The 14,044-nt window shown below is 72.0% G+C and carries 14 protein-coding genes; 9 read left to right on the forward strand and 5 right to left on the reverse strand.

Annotation, left to right across the window (positions count from 1 at the left end):
• Positions 1–34: 34 nt before the first annotated feature.
• Positions 35–832 carry a lytic transglycosylase domain-containing protein gene (locus ASG51_RS03850; RefSeq protein ID WP_056348982.1) on the reverse strand — a complete coding sequence of 266 codons (798 nt, stop codon included), beginning with the start codon at positions 830–832 and terminating at the stop codon, positions 35–37.
• 426 nt (positions 833–1,258) lie between these two features.
• Complete coding sequence (locus tag ASG51_RS03855; RefSeq protein WP_056215483.1) at positions 1,259–1,489, reverse strand: hypothetical protein; 231 nt, start codon at positions 1,487–1,489, stop codon at positions 1,259–1,261.
• A gap of 290 nt (positions 1,490–1,779) precedes the next feature.
• Here ASG51_RS03855 and ASG51_RS03860 point away from each other — a divergent pair, with 290 nt between their 5' ends.
• The 6 genes from ASG51_RS03860 (at position 1,780) to leuD (ending at position 8,628) form a co-directional block, all read left to right on the forward strand.
• Positions 1,780–3,009: a lytic murein transglycosylase gene (locus ASG51_RS03860; RefSeq protein WP_056379219.1), complete on the forward strand. Its 1,230-nt coding sequence runs from the start codon at positions 1,780–1,782 to the stop codon at positions 3,007–3,009.
• 119 nt (positions 3,010–3,128) lie between these two features.
• Positions 3,129–3,947: a hypothetical protein gene (locus ASG51_RS03865; protein WP_056379223.1), complete on the forward strand. Its 819-nt coding sequence runs from the start codon at positions 3,129–3,131 to the stop codon at positions 3,945–3,947.
• 31 nt (positions 3,948–3,978) lie between these two features.
• The gene (locus ASG51_RS03870; protein ID WP_162242116.1) at positions 3,979–5,001 is read left to right on the forward strand and encodes a glycosyltransferase family 4 protein; all 1,023 of its coding nucleotides are present in this window, start codon (positions 3,979–3,981) and stop codon (positions 4,999–5,001) included.
• A gap of 157 nt (positions 5,002–5,158) precedes the next feature.
• Positions 5,159–6,271 carry a hypothetical protein gene (locus ASG51_RS03875; protein WP_056379227.1) on the forward strand — a complete coding sequence of 371 codons (1,113 nt, stop codon included), beginning with the start codon at positions 5,159–5,161 and terminating at the stop codon, positions 6,269–6,271.
• Positions 6,272–6,568: 297 nt separating this feature from the next.
• Positions 6,569–8,017, forward strand: coding sequence for a 3-isopropylmalate dehydratase large subunit (gene leuC / locus ASG51_RS03880; RefSeq protein WP_056379231.1), 1,449 nt, complete (start codon positions 6,569–6,571; stop codon positions 8,015–8,017).
• A 2-nt stretch (positions 8,018–8,019) separates the two neighbouring features.
• A complete protein-coding gene (gene leuD, locus ASG51_RS03885; RefSeq protein WP_056379233.1) occupies positions 8,020–8,628 on the forward strand; it encodes a 3-isopropylmalate dehydratase small subunit in 609 nt (202 codons plus the stop codon).
• 24 nt (positions 8,629–8,652) lie between these two features.
• On the opposite strand, the gene ASG51_RS03890 is transcribed toward leuD, so the two are convergent.
• Positions 8,653–9,750, reverse strand: coding sequence for a branched-chain amino acid aminotransferase (locus tag ASG51_RS03890; protein WP_056379234.1), 1,098 nt, complete (start codon positions 9,748–9,750; stop codon positions 8,653–8,655).
• 260 nt (positions 9,751–10,010) lie between these two features.
• On the opposite strand from ASG51_RS03890, the gene ASG51_RS03895 reads away from it, so the two are divergent.
• From ASG51_RS03895 to ASG51_RS03905, 3 genes are all read left to right on the forward strand, one after another.
• Positions 10,011–10,439 (forward strand): MarR family transcriptional regulator, encoded by a 429-nt coding sequence (locus ASG51_RS03895; protein ID WP_056215699.1) that lies wholly within the window; start codon positions 10,011–10,013, stop codon positions 10,437–10,439.
• A gap of 103 nt (positions 10,440–10,542) precedes the next feature.
• A complete protein-coding gene (locus ASG51_RS03900; protein ID WP_056379236.1) occupies positions 10,543–11,949 on the forward strand; it encodes an alpha/beta fold hydrolase in 1,407 nt (468 codons plus the stop codon).
• On the forward strand, positions 11,946–13,496 hold the full coding sequence (locus ASG51_RS03905; protein ID WP_056379238.1) for a GMC family oxidoreductase: 1,551 nt from the start codon (positions 11,946–11,948) through the stop codon (positions 13,494–13,496). The genes ASG51_RS03900 and ASG51_RS03905 overlap by 4 nt, the downstream gene beginning before the upstream one ends.
• 13 nt (positions 13,497–13,509) lie before the next feature.
• On the opposite strand, the gene ASG51_RS03910 is transcribed toward ASG51_RS03905, so the two are convergent.
• Complete coding sequence (locus ASG51_RS03910; RefSeq protein WP_056215521.1) at positions 13,510–13,788, reverse strand: helix-turn-helix domain-containing protein; 279 nt, start codon at positions 13,786–13,788, stop codon at positions 13,510–13,512.
• Positions 13,757–14,032 (reverse strand): BrnT family toxin, encoded by a 276-nt coding sequence (locus ASG51_RS23160; RefSeq protein WP_082501120.1) that lies wholly within the window; start codon positions 14,030–14,032, stop codon positions 13,757–13,759. Before ASG51_RS23160 ends, ASG51_RS03910 begins: the two co-directional genes overlap by 32 nt.
• Positions 14,033–14,044 lie beyond the last annotated feature (12 nt).

The raw sequence follows: 14,044 nt of genomic DNA on the forward strand, positions 1-14,044 counted from the left end.
CTCCGCGCCGGGGCGCGGAGCGCGGACCGGGCCGCTAGCGGCCGTCGATGCGCTCGCCGAGCAGCGCGATGGCGCGCTGGTAGACGGAGGCGGCGTTCCAGCCCTGGATGGCGGCGAAGTTCGGCTCGCCCGGCTGGTAGCCGGCGCCCGCGCGCCAGCCATGGCCCTTGAGGAAGTTCGCGGTGGAGTTGAGGGCGTTGGCCGAGCTGTCGAGGCTGCCGCCGACGCCGTAGTTCAGGACGTTCTTGGGCAGGAACTGGGTGTGGCCGACCTCGCCGTGGGCCGCGCCCCGGGTGCTCGCGGTCAGGACGCCGCGATCCACCAGGGTGAGGGCGGCGTAGAGCTGATCGGTGAAGTAGGCCGAGCGGCGGCAATCGTAGGCCAGCGTCGCGACCGCCGAGAGCGTGTTCACGTTGCCCTTCACCGCGCCGAAGCCCGTCTCCATGCCCCAGATCGCCAGGAGCGGACCCGGCGGCACGCCGTAGCGCTGCTCGATCGAGTCGAACAGGGCGGCGTTCTGGGCCTTGAGGGCGCGGCCGCGGGACACGATGGTGTTGCCGCCGCGCTTGGCCAGGAACTGGTCCAGCGAGAGCTTGAAGCTCTTCTGGCCGCGATCGGCCGAGATCGTCGCCGTCGAGTAGGACGTGCCCATCAGGGCGGCGAGGCTCGCGGCGCTGGCCCGGCCGCGCGCCTCCTCGGCGAATTCCCGCTTCCAGGCTTCGAAGCCGGCCGCGCTGTTGCCGCATTGCGCCGCGTTCGCCCCGCCCGTCGCACAGACGAGCGCCGCGAAGGCCGCCGCGAGCCACGGCGTCCGATACCCACGTCCGATCATGTCAAAACTCCCTGGCCGTGCGGCGCCGCCCCGGGGCCGCACGGATCGATGGTGACCCCTTGCGCGGAGCAAGGCGGCAAACGCGGCCGTGAGTCGAGCCACATTGCGGCAATTTTGCTTGTGAACCAGGCCACGGACATCACTTCCCCGCGTTTGGTTACGCAGAGATGTCCGAATACAGCGCCGCGCCGTCGCGTCGACCTCGCCGCCGGGACGGTCCGGACCCTGCAGTTCAGCCCTAGACGAACGTCGAACTGTCCCGGGCCGCATCGATCATGTTCCGCATCAAGACACGCCGTCCTGGCCCGAACCGGCGCCCGCCCCTGGCGCTGGTGCTCGTTTCCTGCGCGACGGCCCTACTTCTGTGGTGGCCGATCTTGGCGCTCAGCGAGACGGCGGTCTGGTTCTGGTGAGGCCGCCGCGCCGTCAGGGGTCGTCGGCGCGGACGCGCAGATAGGCGCCGAGCAGGTAGCCGCTTTGCAGGGCACTGAGATGGGCGAGCAGCACGAGGCCGCCGATGCCGGAGGCGTCGCCCCGGGCGATCCAGACCACGACCGACAGGACGACCACGAGACCGGACAATCCGACGGCCGTCATGACCCGGCTGCAGAAGCCGATCGCGATCCCGCCTACGACCAGTAGCAGCGCGATCAGCATCGGCCGCCTCGCGGGCGATCACGCCGGTTCCGGCAACGCATAACGATCCTCCCTCGCCCGATCGTGGACGCGCAGCGCCGGCTTCGCAACGGCCGGTGGGTGCCGCGGCCAGGCCGGCGCGTCCCGATCACGCGGCGGTCCGCGGGGAGCGAGGCGTCGCCAGGGACCGCTTCCGCCCTCCGATCGGCGACGCTAGGCTCCCGACGGAACGAGGAGAGGAGACGACCCGCATGTGGTGCCGCCAGCGACGCTCCGGGGTTTTGCGCGGGCCTGCCGCCGCGATCTCTCTCATGGCCGCCCTGTTCCTGCTTCCCGAGGCGGGCCGTACCGCGTCGGCCGAGACCGCGGCCCCCGCCGCGGGTGCCGCATCCGGGGGCGAGGCGCAACCCCGCGCCTTCGGGCTGTGCACCGGGGCGATCGCCGCCGAAGCGGAGGCGCGTGGCGTTCCCGCGCGGGTGGCGGACGGCTTGCGCGCCCTCTCCCCCGATTCCGAGGTGGCCGCCGCGCCGCAGGCCCAGGCGGAATTCGTGACGCCGATCTGGTCCTACCTCGATGCCAACCTCACCGAGGCGCGGATCGCCGAAGGCCGGCGCAAGCTGGCGGAATGGTCCGCGACCTTCGATGCCATCGAGGCCCGATACGGCGTCGACCGCTTCGTCCTGGCGGCCTTCTGGGGGGTCGAATCGACCTACGGCAGCGTGCTCGAGGATCCCGGGATCGTCCGTCCCGTCCTGCGCGCTCTGGCGACGCTGGCCTGCACCGAGACGGCGCGGGCGCCCTATTGGCGCGCGGAACTGATCGCCGCCCTGGAAATCCAGGCCCAGGACAAGGCGCCCCCCGGGCCGCTCACCGGATCCTGGGCCGGGGCCATGGGCCACACCCAGTTCATGCCGACCGTCTACCAGGCCTATGCGGTGGATTTCGACGGGGACGGCCGGCGCGACATCTGGACCTCGGTGCCGGACGCCCTCGCCTCCACGGCCAACTACCTCGTGGCGATGGGCTGGCGCTCCGGCGCGCGCTGGGGCAGCGAGGCCCGGCTGCCGGAGGGGTTCGACCTCGCCCTGGCCGACGAGACCACGGAGCGCAGCCTCGCGGATTGGCGCGACCGCGGCGTGATCCCGGTCCAGCCGCTCGCGGAGGCGGGCGGCCCGGCGACGCTGGTTCTGCCGGCGGGCGCGCGCGGGCCGGCCTTCCTGCTCCAGCCCAACTTCCGGGTCATCCTGCGCTACAACACCGCCCTCGCCTACGCGCTCAGCGTGGCGCACCTGTCCGACCGCCTGCGCGGCGAGCCGGGCTTCATCCGGGACTGGCCGCGCGACGCGGTGATGCCCAGTACCGGCGACGTCCGGGCGCTGCAGCTGCGCCTCGCCGAGCGCGGGTTTCCGGCCGGCGGCGCCGACGGCAAGATCGGCCCCCGGACGCGGGCGGCGATCCGTGCCTACCAGGCCGCCAACGGCCTGCCCCCCGACGGTTACGCGGATGCCCCGTTGCGGGAGCGGATCCTGGCCTCCCCGTGATCCGGACCGGATTTAGCGGTGGTCGCGCCGGAGGGGCCGCGATAGAGCAGCCCCGGGGAACCGAGGCCGCGCGGCGGCGAGACGGAAGGGCATGAGAGGGAATGAGTCGATCCGCGGCCATGCCCGTTGCGCCCGAGCGAACGCCACCGAGGACCATCGTCACCTACTGGGAAGGGCCGGTGACCTGGCTCGAACGGCTCAGCGCCGCCTCGATCGTCGCGGCCGGACACCCGCTCCACATCTACGCGCACGATGTCGCCGCCCTGCGCGCGCAGGGGCTGCCCGGCACGGTGATCGATGCCCGCGAGGGGATCGGCCCCAATGTCATGGCGGATCTCTACCGCAGCCGCGGGGTCCTCGCCTTCTACGCCGACTACCTGCGCCTCAGCCTGATCCGCGACGGCAAGGGCATCTGGTCGGACCTCGACTGCGTCTTCCAGCGCCCCCTCGAGACGCCCGCCGGCGCGGCCGAGTACCTGTTCGGCTGGCTCAACGCGAGCCGCCTCAACAACGCGATCCTGTCGGCCCCCCCGGAGTCCGAGCTCGTCACCCGCTACTGGGACGCGATCTCGACGGTGCCGATCCGGGCGCCCTGGGCGACCGGACACATCCGGGTCAAGCGCCGCCTCGAACTGCTGGTCGGCAAGCGCATCCCGTTCCACCCGGAGCGCCTGGCGATCGGCCCGCGCGCCCTCACCTACTTCGTGCGCAAGCTCCGCCTGGAGGGCCATGCCCGGGCGCGGGCGGTGTTCTATCCCCTCGGCGACGACGACGCCCACCTCCTGACCGAGGCGGACGACCGGGCGGCGCGCACGCTCATCGGGCCCGAGACGGTTTCGGTGCATGCCTGGCGCGGCAAGCTCTGGTCGATCGGCCGGGACGCTCCCCCGCCGCCCACCTCCTGGCTCGGCCAGCAGGCTCGGAGCCTCGGCCTCTGACCGGCCGGACACGCGATCCCTGGAGATGTCGATGCGTCGGGTCCTGTTCATCTGCGCGACGCCGGTGGCCTTCGGCCTCGACACGCCGCCCGCGATCGGCCTCGGCGGGATCGAGAGCACGAACATCGCCCTGTCCCGCGCCCTGGCTCGACGGGGCTGGGCGGTGACCCTGGCCACCCGCCGGAGCGGGACGGTGGAGCGGGACGGCGTCCGCAACATCCCCCTCGGCGAGGCGGCGACCTGCGAGGCCGACGCGGTGGTCACCAGCAACGACCCCCGCCCGCTCCGCGCCCATCCGGGCCGGCGCGGCATCGTCTGGGTCCACAATCCGCTGAACGTCGAGAAGTCCGTGCGGAAGGGCTACCTCCTGCCCTTCCTCTCCCTGCGGCCGGAGGCCGTCTTCGTCGGCACCCTCGCGGCGCGGAACATGTCGCCGCTCTATCCCTTCCGGCGCCGCCACGTCGTCCCGCACGGCGTCTCGCCCGTCTTCCTGACGCCCGAGCCGACGCGGGGCCGGAGCCGGGATTTCGTCTACGCCTCCCAGCCCCAGCGCGGCCTCGACCGGATGCTGCGGCTCTGGCGCAGCGCCGCGCCCCTGATCGCGTCGGGCGCGAAGCTCCACGTCTTCGGATCCGAACAGCCCGACTCGCCCGACGATCGCGGACCGGTGGTGTTCCACCCCCGCCGTGGGGCCGCCGCCCTGGCGGCGTTCTACGGCACTGCACGCGCCATGGTCTGCCCCGGTTCCCCCGACGAGACCTTCTGCCTCGCGGCGGCGGAGGCCCAGGCCATGGGGTTGCCGGTGGTGACCGCCGGTATCGGCGCCCTCGCCGAGCGGGTGCAGCACGGCGTGAACGGCTGGATCGCCGGGACGGATGCGGCCTTCGCCGAGGCCGTCGTGAGCCTCGCCACCCAGGACGACCTCTGGTCGGAACTCAGCGCCGGCGCGCTCCTCCAGCGCCGGGCCCTGACCTGGGAGCGGGCGGCGATCCTGTGGGAGGCGGTCCTCCGGGGGGCGTCCCAGGAGGGGGCCCGACGCGCGCCGGCCGGGTGACAGATCCGGGTCGGCGACACGCCTCCGCCCTGGCGCGACTGGACGCCTCGCCGCCGGGCGCGAATACTGTGTGCAAGATCGGATCAGAAAGATCTGATCGGCAACAGCCGATCATCAAGAGACGGTCGCCAAGGCCGGACGACATCGGGAGGAAAGCATGAGGCTTCGGCTTGGTCTGGCCGCGCTCGCGGTCGCGTGGTCGGGTGTGGCGTGTGCGGATCCGCTGACCTTCCAGGTCGATCCGGCCTGGCCGAAACCGCTGCCCCATCAGTGGATCATGGGTCAGGCCTCGGGCGTCGCCGTCGACGCGCAGGACAACATCTGGGTGGTGCAGCGCCCGCGCACCCTTACCGATGACGAGAAGGCCGCAAGCCTCTCGCCGCCCCGCACCAAGTGCTGCCGCCCCGCGCCCCCCGTACTGGTGTTCGACCAGGCCGGCACCCTGATCCGCAGCTGGGGCGGCCCCGGCGAGGGCTACGACTGGCCGCAGAACGAGCACGGCATCCACATCGACCACAAGGGCTTCGTCTGGCTTGCCGGGAACGGCGACACGGACGGGCAGATCCTGAAATTCACCACCGAGGGCCGGTTCGTCCTGCAGATCGGCAAGCAGGGCCCGCAGACCAACAGCCTCGACACCTCGCGGCTCGGCAAGCCGGCCGCGATGCAGGTCGATCCCGAGACCAACGAGCTCTACGTCGCCGACGGCTACTTCAACCATCGAATCATCGTATTCGATGCCGAGACCGGCGCGTTCAAGCGGATGTGGGGCGCCTACGGCAAGCCGCCCACGGACGAGACCCTGCCGGCCTACGACCCGGTCGCGGCTCCGGCTCAGCAGTTCCGCAATCCCGTCCACTGCGTGCAGATCGCCCGCGACGGCCTGGTCTACGTCTGCGACCGCACCAACGACCGGGTCCAGGTCTTCCGCCGCGACGGCACCTTCGTGAAGGAGTTCTTCGTCGAGGCGAACACCCGCGCCAACGGCTCCGTCTGGGAGCTGGCGCTCTGGCCCGACGCCGAGCAGAGCTACCTCCTGAACGCGGACGGGGCCAACAACGAGGTCCGGACGCTCAGCCGCGCGACCGGCGAGGTGCTCGGCGCCTTCGGCCGCAACGGCCGGATGGCGGGCGACTTCCACTGGGTCCACAACCTTGCGGTGGACAGCCACGGCAACGTCTTCACCACCGAGGTCGACACCGGCAAGCGCGCCCAGAAGTTCCTGTTCCGGGGTGACCTGATCCTGCGCAAGCGCGCCGCCCTGCCCTGACCCCTCGAACCCGATGCGTTCGATCCCTCGGGGTGGCGGATTCCGGCTTCGCTCGAGCGTCGCGCGGGCTTGCCGATCCGGTCTCCGCTCTGATCGAGCAAAGCCCGTATCCGCCCCTGGTTCCGCCGGACCCGGCCGCCACCGTCGCCCGAGGTCGTTCGGCCGGCGGGCTCCGGGTGCGGCGCCCGGCATCACCCGATGCCGCATCGGCATTGGCTTCGCGGCCCTGGATCGGGTTCAGTCCCGCACCGCGTTTCCCGTTTGAACCCAGTCCCGCCGGAGCCCGAGAGCCGATCGATGCAGGCCCGCACCCTCTACGACAAGCTGGTGGACGCCCACACCGTGCGCCGTCTGGACGACGCCGAAGGCCCCGGGGCCAGCGTCCTGCTCTACGTCGACCGCACGGTGCTCAACGAGTACACCAGCCCGCAGGCCTTCAGCGGCCTGCGGGCCGCCGGGCGCCGGGTCTGGCGGCCGGACGCCGCCCTGGCGGTGGTCGATCACGTCAATCCCACGGCGGCGGAGCGCGTCGCCGCCATGCCCGATTCCGGCGGGGCGCGGCAGGTCGCGTATTTCGACGAGAACTGCCGGGATTTCGGGATCGAGCTCCTCGACGTGCTGCACCCGCTCCAGGGCATCGAGCACGTGGTCGCCCCCGAGCAGGGCTTCGTCCTGCCGGGCATGATCGTGGCGGCGGGCGACAGCCACACCACCACCTACGGGGCGTTGGGCGCCCTCGGCTTCGGCATCGGCACCTCGGACATCGAGCACTACCTCGCCACCCAGACCCTGGTGTACCGCCGGATGAAGACCCTGCGGGTCACGGTCTCGGGCACCCTGGCGCCGGGCGTCACCGCCAAGGACGTGGTCATGGCCCTGATCCGCCGCATCGGCGCCGACGGGGCGACGGGCTACGCCGTCGAGTTCGCCGGCCCCACCGTGGAGGCCCTGTCCGTCGAGGGCCGCATGACGATCTGCAACATGGCCGTCGAGTGCGGCGCCCGCGGCGTCGTCATGGCCCCCGACCGGACCGTGCTGGACTACCTGGCGGACAAGCCCCGCGCGCCGAAGGGCGTCCTCTGGGAGGCTGCCGCGGCCCATTGGCCGAGCTTGCGCAGCGACGACGGGGCCGTGTTCGACCGCGAGGTCGCCCTCGACGCCGCCGCGATCGAGCCGATGGTGACCTGGGGGACCAGCCCGGACCAGGCGGGCCCGGTCAACGGCCGCGTGCCCGATCCGGCGGCCGAGCCCGATCCGGCCCGTCGCCGGGACATGGTCCGGGCACTGTCCTACATGGACCTCGTCCCGGGCACGCCCCTTGAGGCCATCCCGATCCAGCGCGCCTTCATCGGCTCCTGCACCAACGCCCGGCTCTCCGACCTGCGCGAGGCCGCCGCCCTCGTGCGCGGCCGGCGGGTCGCGCACGGCGTCCAGGCCATGGTGGTGCCCGGCTCCTCCAGCGTGCGCCGGGCGGCCGAGGCGGAGGGGCTCGACCGGGTCTTCCGCGATGCCGGCTTCGAGTGGCGCCAATCCGGCTGCTCGATGTGCCTGGCCATGAACGACGACGTGCTGGCGCCGGGCGAGCGCTGCGCCTCCAGCACCAACCGCAACTTCGAGGGCCGCCAGGGCGCGGGCGGGCGCACCCACCTGATGAGCCCCGCCATGGTGGCGGCCGCGGCCATTGCCGGCCACCTCACCGACAGCCGCCGCTTCGCGCCGGAAAACCGCCTCGCGCCGGAGACCTGACCATGCAGCCGTTCACGATCGTCGCGGGCCCGGCCGCCGGCCTGCCTGCGGCCAACATCGACACCGACGTCATCATGCCCAAGCAGTTCCTCAAGGGGATCGACCGCGCGGGCTTGGGGGCGGCCACCTTCCACGACCTGCGCTATGCCGGCCCCGGCCAGCCGCGCCCGGACTTCGTCCTCAACCGGCCCGCATGGCAGGGGGCCTGCATCCTGGTGGTCGGCCTGAATTTCGGCTGCGGCTCGTCGCGCGAGCACGCGGTCTGGGGCCTGCTCCAGGGCGGCATCCGCGCGGTCATCGGCACCAGCTTCGCCGGCATCTTCGCCGACAACGCCGCCAATAACGGCCTGCTGCTGATCGAGCTGGCGCCCGGACCCGTCGCGGAACTGTCGGCCCGGGCCGCAGACCCCGCCCGGAACCATATGACGATCGACCTGCCCGCCCAGACCATCACCACCGCGGACGGCGCGGTGCAGGGCTTCGCCATCCCGGCCCGGCGCAAGGATCACCTCGTCCGGGGCCTCGACGCGATCGGGGCCACCCTCGACCACGCGGAGGCGATCCGGGCGTTCCAGGCCCGGCACCTCGCGGCCCAGCCCTGGCTCGCCTGAGCCGGGCTCGGGGCTGCCGGCGGCTCAGTACACCCGCGTGACCCACCCGTGGGGATCGGGGGCGTTGCCGCGCTGGATGTCCACGAGGGCCGAGCGCAGGCGCTTCGTCACCGGGCCGGCGACGTTGTCCGAGACCGAGAATTCCCCGTCCGCGCTGCGCACGGTCCCGACCGGGGTGATGACCGCGGCGGTGCCGCAGGCGAAGACCTCGCGCAGCCGTCCGCTGGCGGCGTCCGCCTTCCAGTCGTCGATGGAATAGGGCCGTTCGGCGACCGTGATGCCGTCGGCCTTCGCCAGGGTCAGGATCGAGTCGCGGGTGATGCCCGACAGGATGGTGTCGCTCAGGGGCGGGGTGACCATCGAGCCGTCGTCGAAGACAAAGAAGATGTTCATGCCGCCGAGTTCCTCGACCCAGCGGCGCTCGACCGCGTCGAGGAACACCACCTGGGCGCAGCCATGCTCCACCGCTGCCGCCTGGGCGCGCAGGCTGGCCGCGTAATTGCCGCCGCACTTGGCCGCACCGGTGCCGCCGGGGGCGGCGCGGGTCTGGTCCCGCGAGACCCAGACCGTCACGGTCTCGGAGCCGCCCTTGAAGTAGGCGCCCACCGCCGAGGCGATGACGAGGTAGAGGTATTCCGAGGACGGCTTGACCCCGAGGAACACCTCGCTGGCGATCATGAAGGGGCGCAGGTACAGGCTGCCGCCCTCGCTCGACGGGATCCAGTCGCGGTCGGCGCTGACCAGTTGCTTGACGGACTCGACGAAGACGGCGTCGGGCAGCGGCGGCATCGCTAGGCGCTCGGCCGAACGGCGGAAGCGCAGGGCGTTGGCCTCCGGCCGGAACAGGGCGGCGCCGCCGTCGGCGGTGCGGTAGGCCTTCAGCCCCTCGAAGATCTCCTGGGCGTAGTGCAGCACCGCCGCCGCCGGATCGAGGGCGATCGGCGCGCGCGCCTCGACGCGGGCATCGTGCCAGCCCCGCCCCTCGACGTAGCGGATCGTCACCATGTGGTCGGTGAACACCCGCCCGAAGCCGGGATCGACGAGGAGCTCGGCCCGGCGCTCCGGCGAGACGGGCGAGGCGTGCGGCTGCGTGGTGAAGGAGAGGTTGTCGGGGGCGCTCATCGTCAGTCCTTACTTACGTCTCGTCGGATCAATCAAGGGCCGGTGCGGCGCGGGCCGCCGGGCGCATCCGGACGACGAGACGTGGGCTGGTGCCCTGATACGACGATGTCCGCTTGCGATCAAACGGATTGCATCCTAATAATACGCAAACGAAAAGAGAACCGGATCGTCCACCGGTCGGTGTCACAGGAGCCTCACGCGTGCCGCCCCGAAAACCGTCCGCGGATCCGGCGCCGGTCGATGTGCCGCCCGACCGCCGCCTGGACCAGCTCCGCCTCGCCTACACGCACACCCTGCTCCTGACGGGGCGGCACTGGCGCCGCGCCGCCAACGCCGTGATGGAGGCGCACGGCCTCTCGGACGCCACCGCCGTGCCGCTGATCATGATCGCCCGTCTCGACGGCGCTCCGCGTCAGAACGCCCTCGCGGAGGCCGTCGGCATCGAGGGCCCGTCGCTGGTCCGTCTCCTCGACCAGCTCTGCGAGGCCGGCCTCGCGCTCCGCCGCGAGGACCCCACCGACCGCAGGGCCAAGGTGCTCAGCCTGACGCCCGCCGGCATGGCCGTGGTCGCCCGCATGGAGGCCGATCTTGCCCGCCTGCGCGCCGCGGTCTTCGCCGAGGTCGGCACCGCCGATCTCGAGGCGAGCCTGCGCGTCTTCGCGGCTCTGCAGGCCTCCGCGCCCCGCTGAAGGCCGCGCAACCGGCGTAGGCGTTCGTTCCGCGCCCGGGCTGCTGCCGAACGCCGCGTCCCCGATGACTTGAACGCGCGACGCCGCGCGCTCTTTCGGGCCTATGTCGATCACATCATCCGACCGCCCGGTCTTATATTGTCTTCATTATCTCGGCGGCAGTGCCGGGACTTTCGAGATGGTCGCGCAACACCTCGCGGATGCCGTGACCTGCGTCGCCCTCGACCTGCCGGGCTTCGGCGCGGACGGTGCCGACGCCGGCCGGGACGTCGCCGCGATGGCGGAGGGCGTGGCCGCCCGGATTCGCGCCGACGCGCCGGAACGGTGGATGCTGGCCGGCAACAGCATGGGCGCCAAGGTCGCCCTGGCGGTCGCCCGGCAGGCGGAGGACGGCGCGCCCGGCCTCGAAGGCCTGACCGGCCTCGTGCTCATGGCGGGTTCGCCACCCTCCCCCGAGCCCATGGGCGAGGACAAGCGCGCCGCCATGATCGCCTGGATCGGCGCCGATTCCGAGACCCGGCAGCGGGAGGCCGAGGCCTTCGTCGCCGCGAACATCGCCCGGCCCCTCGACCCGGACCGGATGGCGCAGACGGTGGCGGATGTGCTGCGTGCCAGCCCCGATGCCTGGACGCTCTGGCTCACCGCGGGCAGCCGCGAGGACTGGTGCGCGCGCATCGGCGTGCTGCGCAGCCCGGCGATCCTCCTGGCGGGGGCGGAGGATGCCGATCTCGGCCCCGCCGCCCAGGCCGCGCTGACGGCGCCGCACCTCGCCCATCATCGTCTCGTGTCTCTCGCAGGGACCGGGCACCTCATCCCCCTGGAGCGCCCCGAGGCGGTGGCCGAAGCGGTGCGGAGCCTCGCGGCCGGAGCGGTCTCGAACGAAGCCGAGGCGCCCGCGATCCCGGATTCCTACGCGGCCCTGATCCGGTCCGACCGGGTGAATGCCCGCCTGCGCGCGGCCCTGCTGCAGCGCGCCGAGCCCGACGATCCGGCCTATCAGCCCCGGGCCCTCGATCCGGTCGGCCTCGCCATCCTGCGGGCCGCCTGCGCCCGGGTGCTTCCGCTGGACGGCGCCGGGACCATCGATTTTGCCGCCCGCATCGACGCGCGGCTGGCGAGCGGGGCGGGGGATGGCTGGCGCTTCGCCCGGCTTCCGCCCGACCCGGAAGCCTACCGGCGCGCCCTTCGCACCCTGGACGCTGCCGCCCGCGCCGCCCACGACGCGCCCTTCGTCGCCCTCGGGGCCGAGGCGCAGGACGCGATGCTCGGAAGCCTGGAATCCGGTGCGGTCTCCGGTGATCTCGATGCGGAGCAGATGGGCTTCTGGTTCGAGGACCTGCGCGCGGACGTGGCCCGCACCTATCTCGCCCACCCCGTCGCCCTCGCCCGCATGAACTTCGGCGGCATCGGCGCCGGCGGCGATACCGCCCCCCTGCCCGGCTTCCACGCGGTCGGCATCGGCCAGCGCGAGGCCTGGGAACCGAACGCCCCCCTGGAGACCGCCCGATGAACCTCGATGCGATGCGTCGCTTTGCTACCTCCGAGACCGTCGACGCGGTGGTGATCGGCACCGGCGCCGGCGGCGCGCCCCTGCTGGCGCGCCTCGCTCAGGCCGGCCTCTCCTGCGTCGCCCTGGAAGCCGGACCCAACTTCGATCCGAAGGGATTCGCCTTCGACGAGACCCTGGCCGACGAGATCTACTGGACCGAGGAGCGGATCAGCGGCGGCTCGACGCCCGAGGCCTTCGGCGGCAACAACAGCGGCACCGGTGTCGGCGGTTCCACCTTGCACTGGGGCGCCTTCACGCCCCGGGCCGATGCCCGCGACCTGCGCCTCCACACCGAGACCGGCGAGGGCGTCGACTGGCCCCTCGACTACGCCGAGCTGCTGCCCTTCTACGCGCGCGTCGAGGCCTTCATCGGCGTGTCCGGCCCGGCCTCGTATCCCTGGGACGACGCACGCACCTACCCGCTCGGCCCCGTCGCCCGCAACGCCCCGGCCCAGGCCATGGCCAGCGCCTGCGCGGCGCTCGGCGTGCGCTACGCCGATGCGCCGGCGGCCGTGGTCTCGCGCGCCTTCGCGCAGGAGCACGGCCCGACCCGGCCCGGCTGCATCAATTGCGGCTACTGCCATCAGGGCTGCCGCACCGGCGCCAAGACCAGCATGGACGTCACCTATCTGCCGCTCGCCGTCCATCACGGCGCCGAGATCCGAGCCGAGGCCCGGGTCCACGGCATCGAGCGCGCGAAGGACGGCCGGGTGACGGCGGTGATCTATCGCCAGGGCGGCGTCGACCATCGTCAGCCCTGCCGCACCGTCTTCCTCTGCGCCGGCTCGGTGGAATCCGCGCGTCTCCTGCTGCATCTCGACCTTGCCAACGGCAGCGGCCAGGTCGGGCGCAACTACATGGGCCACGTCGCCACTCAGGTCTGGGGCACCTTCGAGCCCGAGATGCGCATGAACAAGGGCTACCCGTCCTCGCTCATCACCGAGGACATGATCCGCCCGGCCGATGCGGACTTCGCCGGCGGCTACCTCGTCCAGAGCCTCGGTGTGGTGCCCCTCACCTTCGCCAATTCCCTGGCGCGGGGCCGCAAGCTCTGGGGGCGGGCGCTGGCCGACCAACTGGCCCGCTACAACCACATGGCCGGGATCGGCATCAACGGCGAGACCCTGCCCTGCGACGCCAACGTCCTGACGCTGTCCGACGAGGTTGACGCTCTGGGCATGCGCAAGGCCGCGATCAGCTTCGGCTACAGCCGGAACGAGGAGCGCCTCAACGCTCACGCGACCCGCTTCCTGAATCAGGTCTGGGAGGCGGCCGGGGCCACGGATCTCTGGACCCTGGAGCGCGTCGCCCACACCATCGGCACCTGTCGCATGGGCCGCGACGGCGACACGGCGGTGGTCGACCCCGTCGGCCGCAGCTTCGAGGTCCCGAACCTCTGGATCTGCGACGGCTCGACTTTCCCGAGTTCGCTCGCCGCCAACCCGGCGCTGACGATCATGGCACTGAGCCTGCGCAGCGCCGAGGCCTTCCTCAAGGCCGGACGCTGAGAGTCGACTCGGCTCAGGCCACCGCTTGAGCCACAATGTCCGGGTAGCGGCCGATCACCCTGACATAGGCGATGGCGAAATCCGGTGCGGTCGCACGTGCCTGTTCCCAGTCGCGTAGGGTGCCGACCGGAACCCGAAATCGGCTGGCGAACTCGGACTGCGACAGACCGAGGCCGGTCCGCGTTCGACGGATGAGCCGCGCGCGCTGGCCTCGGTCCAAGGCCTCGGACGTCGCGTCGAAATCCTGATCGTCCGTTGGATCAGTCGGAAGCGCGATAGGCTCGTTCTTCACCCGTGTTGCTCCTTCTAACCGAAATGAAGCGGGGCTGACCGGACCGGCGGACGAAAACGCCCGTAAAGAGCTTATCGCCGACGATCCCGATCACTTTGAATCGTTCCTCTCCATCGATCTCACGGATGGAGGGAACGATCACATGATCGTCGTCCGCGAAAATCCGATCCCCGAGTGCGAGCGAGACCCGGTGTTTCTCCAGGTTGGCTGCGTTCTTGACAGGGTCATACCGCTCCCGCGTCATCAGCCGTGAACA

Source organism: Methylobacterium sp. Leaf465 (assembly GCF_001424705.1).
In the GTDB taxonomy this organism is placed as follows: domain Bacteria; phylum Pseudomonadota; class Alphaproteobacteria; order Rhizobiales; family Beijerinckiaceae; genus Methylobacterium.

Bases quoted from the DNA above. Each gene is read 5' to 3' on its own strand.
- ASG51_RS03890 (WP_056379234.1), bottom strand. From the start codon at position 9,750: ATGAGCGCCCCCGACAACCTCTCCTTCACCACGCAGCCGCACGCCTCG.
- ASG51_RS03905 (WP_056379238.1), top strand. From the start codon at position 11,946: ATGAACCTCGATGCGATGCGTCGCTTTGCTACCTCCGAGACCGTCGAC.
- ASG51_RS03900 (WP_056379236.1), top strand. From the start codon at position 10,543: ATGTCGATCACATCATCCGACCGCCCGGTCTTATATTGTCTTCATTAT.
- ASG51_RS23160 (WP_082501120.1), bottom strand. From the start codon at position 14,032: ATGACGCGGGAGCGGTATGACCCTGTCAAGAACGCAGCCAACCTGGAG.
- ASG51_RS03860 (WP_056379219.1), top strand. From the start codon at position 1,780: ATGGCCGCCCTGTTCCTGCTTCCCGAGGCGGGCCGTACCGCGTCGGCC.
- ASG51_RS03875 (WP_056379227.1), top strand. From the start codon at position 5,159: ATGAGGCTTCGGCTTGGTCTGGCCGCGCTCGCGGTCGCGTGGTCGGGT.
- ASG51_RS03850 (WP_056348982.1), bottom strand. From the start codon at position 832: ATGATCGGACGTGGGTATCGGACGCCGTGGCTCGCGGCGGCCTTCGCG.
- ASG51_RS03865 (WP_056379223.1), top strand. From the start codon at position 3,129: ATGCCCGTTGCGCCCGAGCGAACGCCACCGAGGACCATCGTCACCTAC.
- ASG51_RS03870 (WP_162242116.1), top strand. From the start codon at position 3,979: ATGCGTCGGGTCCTGTTCATCTGCGCGACGCCGGTGGCCTTCGGCCTC.
- leuD (WP_056379233.1), top strand. From the start codon at position 8,020: ATGCAGCCGTTCACGATCGTCGCGGGCCCGGCCGCCGGCCTGCCTGCG.
- ASG51_RS03855 (WP_056215483.1), bottom strand. From the start codon at position 1,489: ATGCTGATCGCGCTGCTACTGGTCGTAGGCGGGATCGCGATCGGCTTC.
- leuC (WP_056379231.1), top strand. From the start codon at position 6,569: ATGCAGGCCCGCACCCTCTACGACAAGCTGGTGGACGCCCACACCGTG.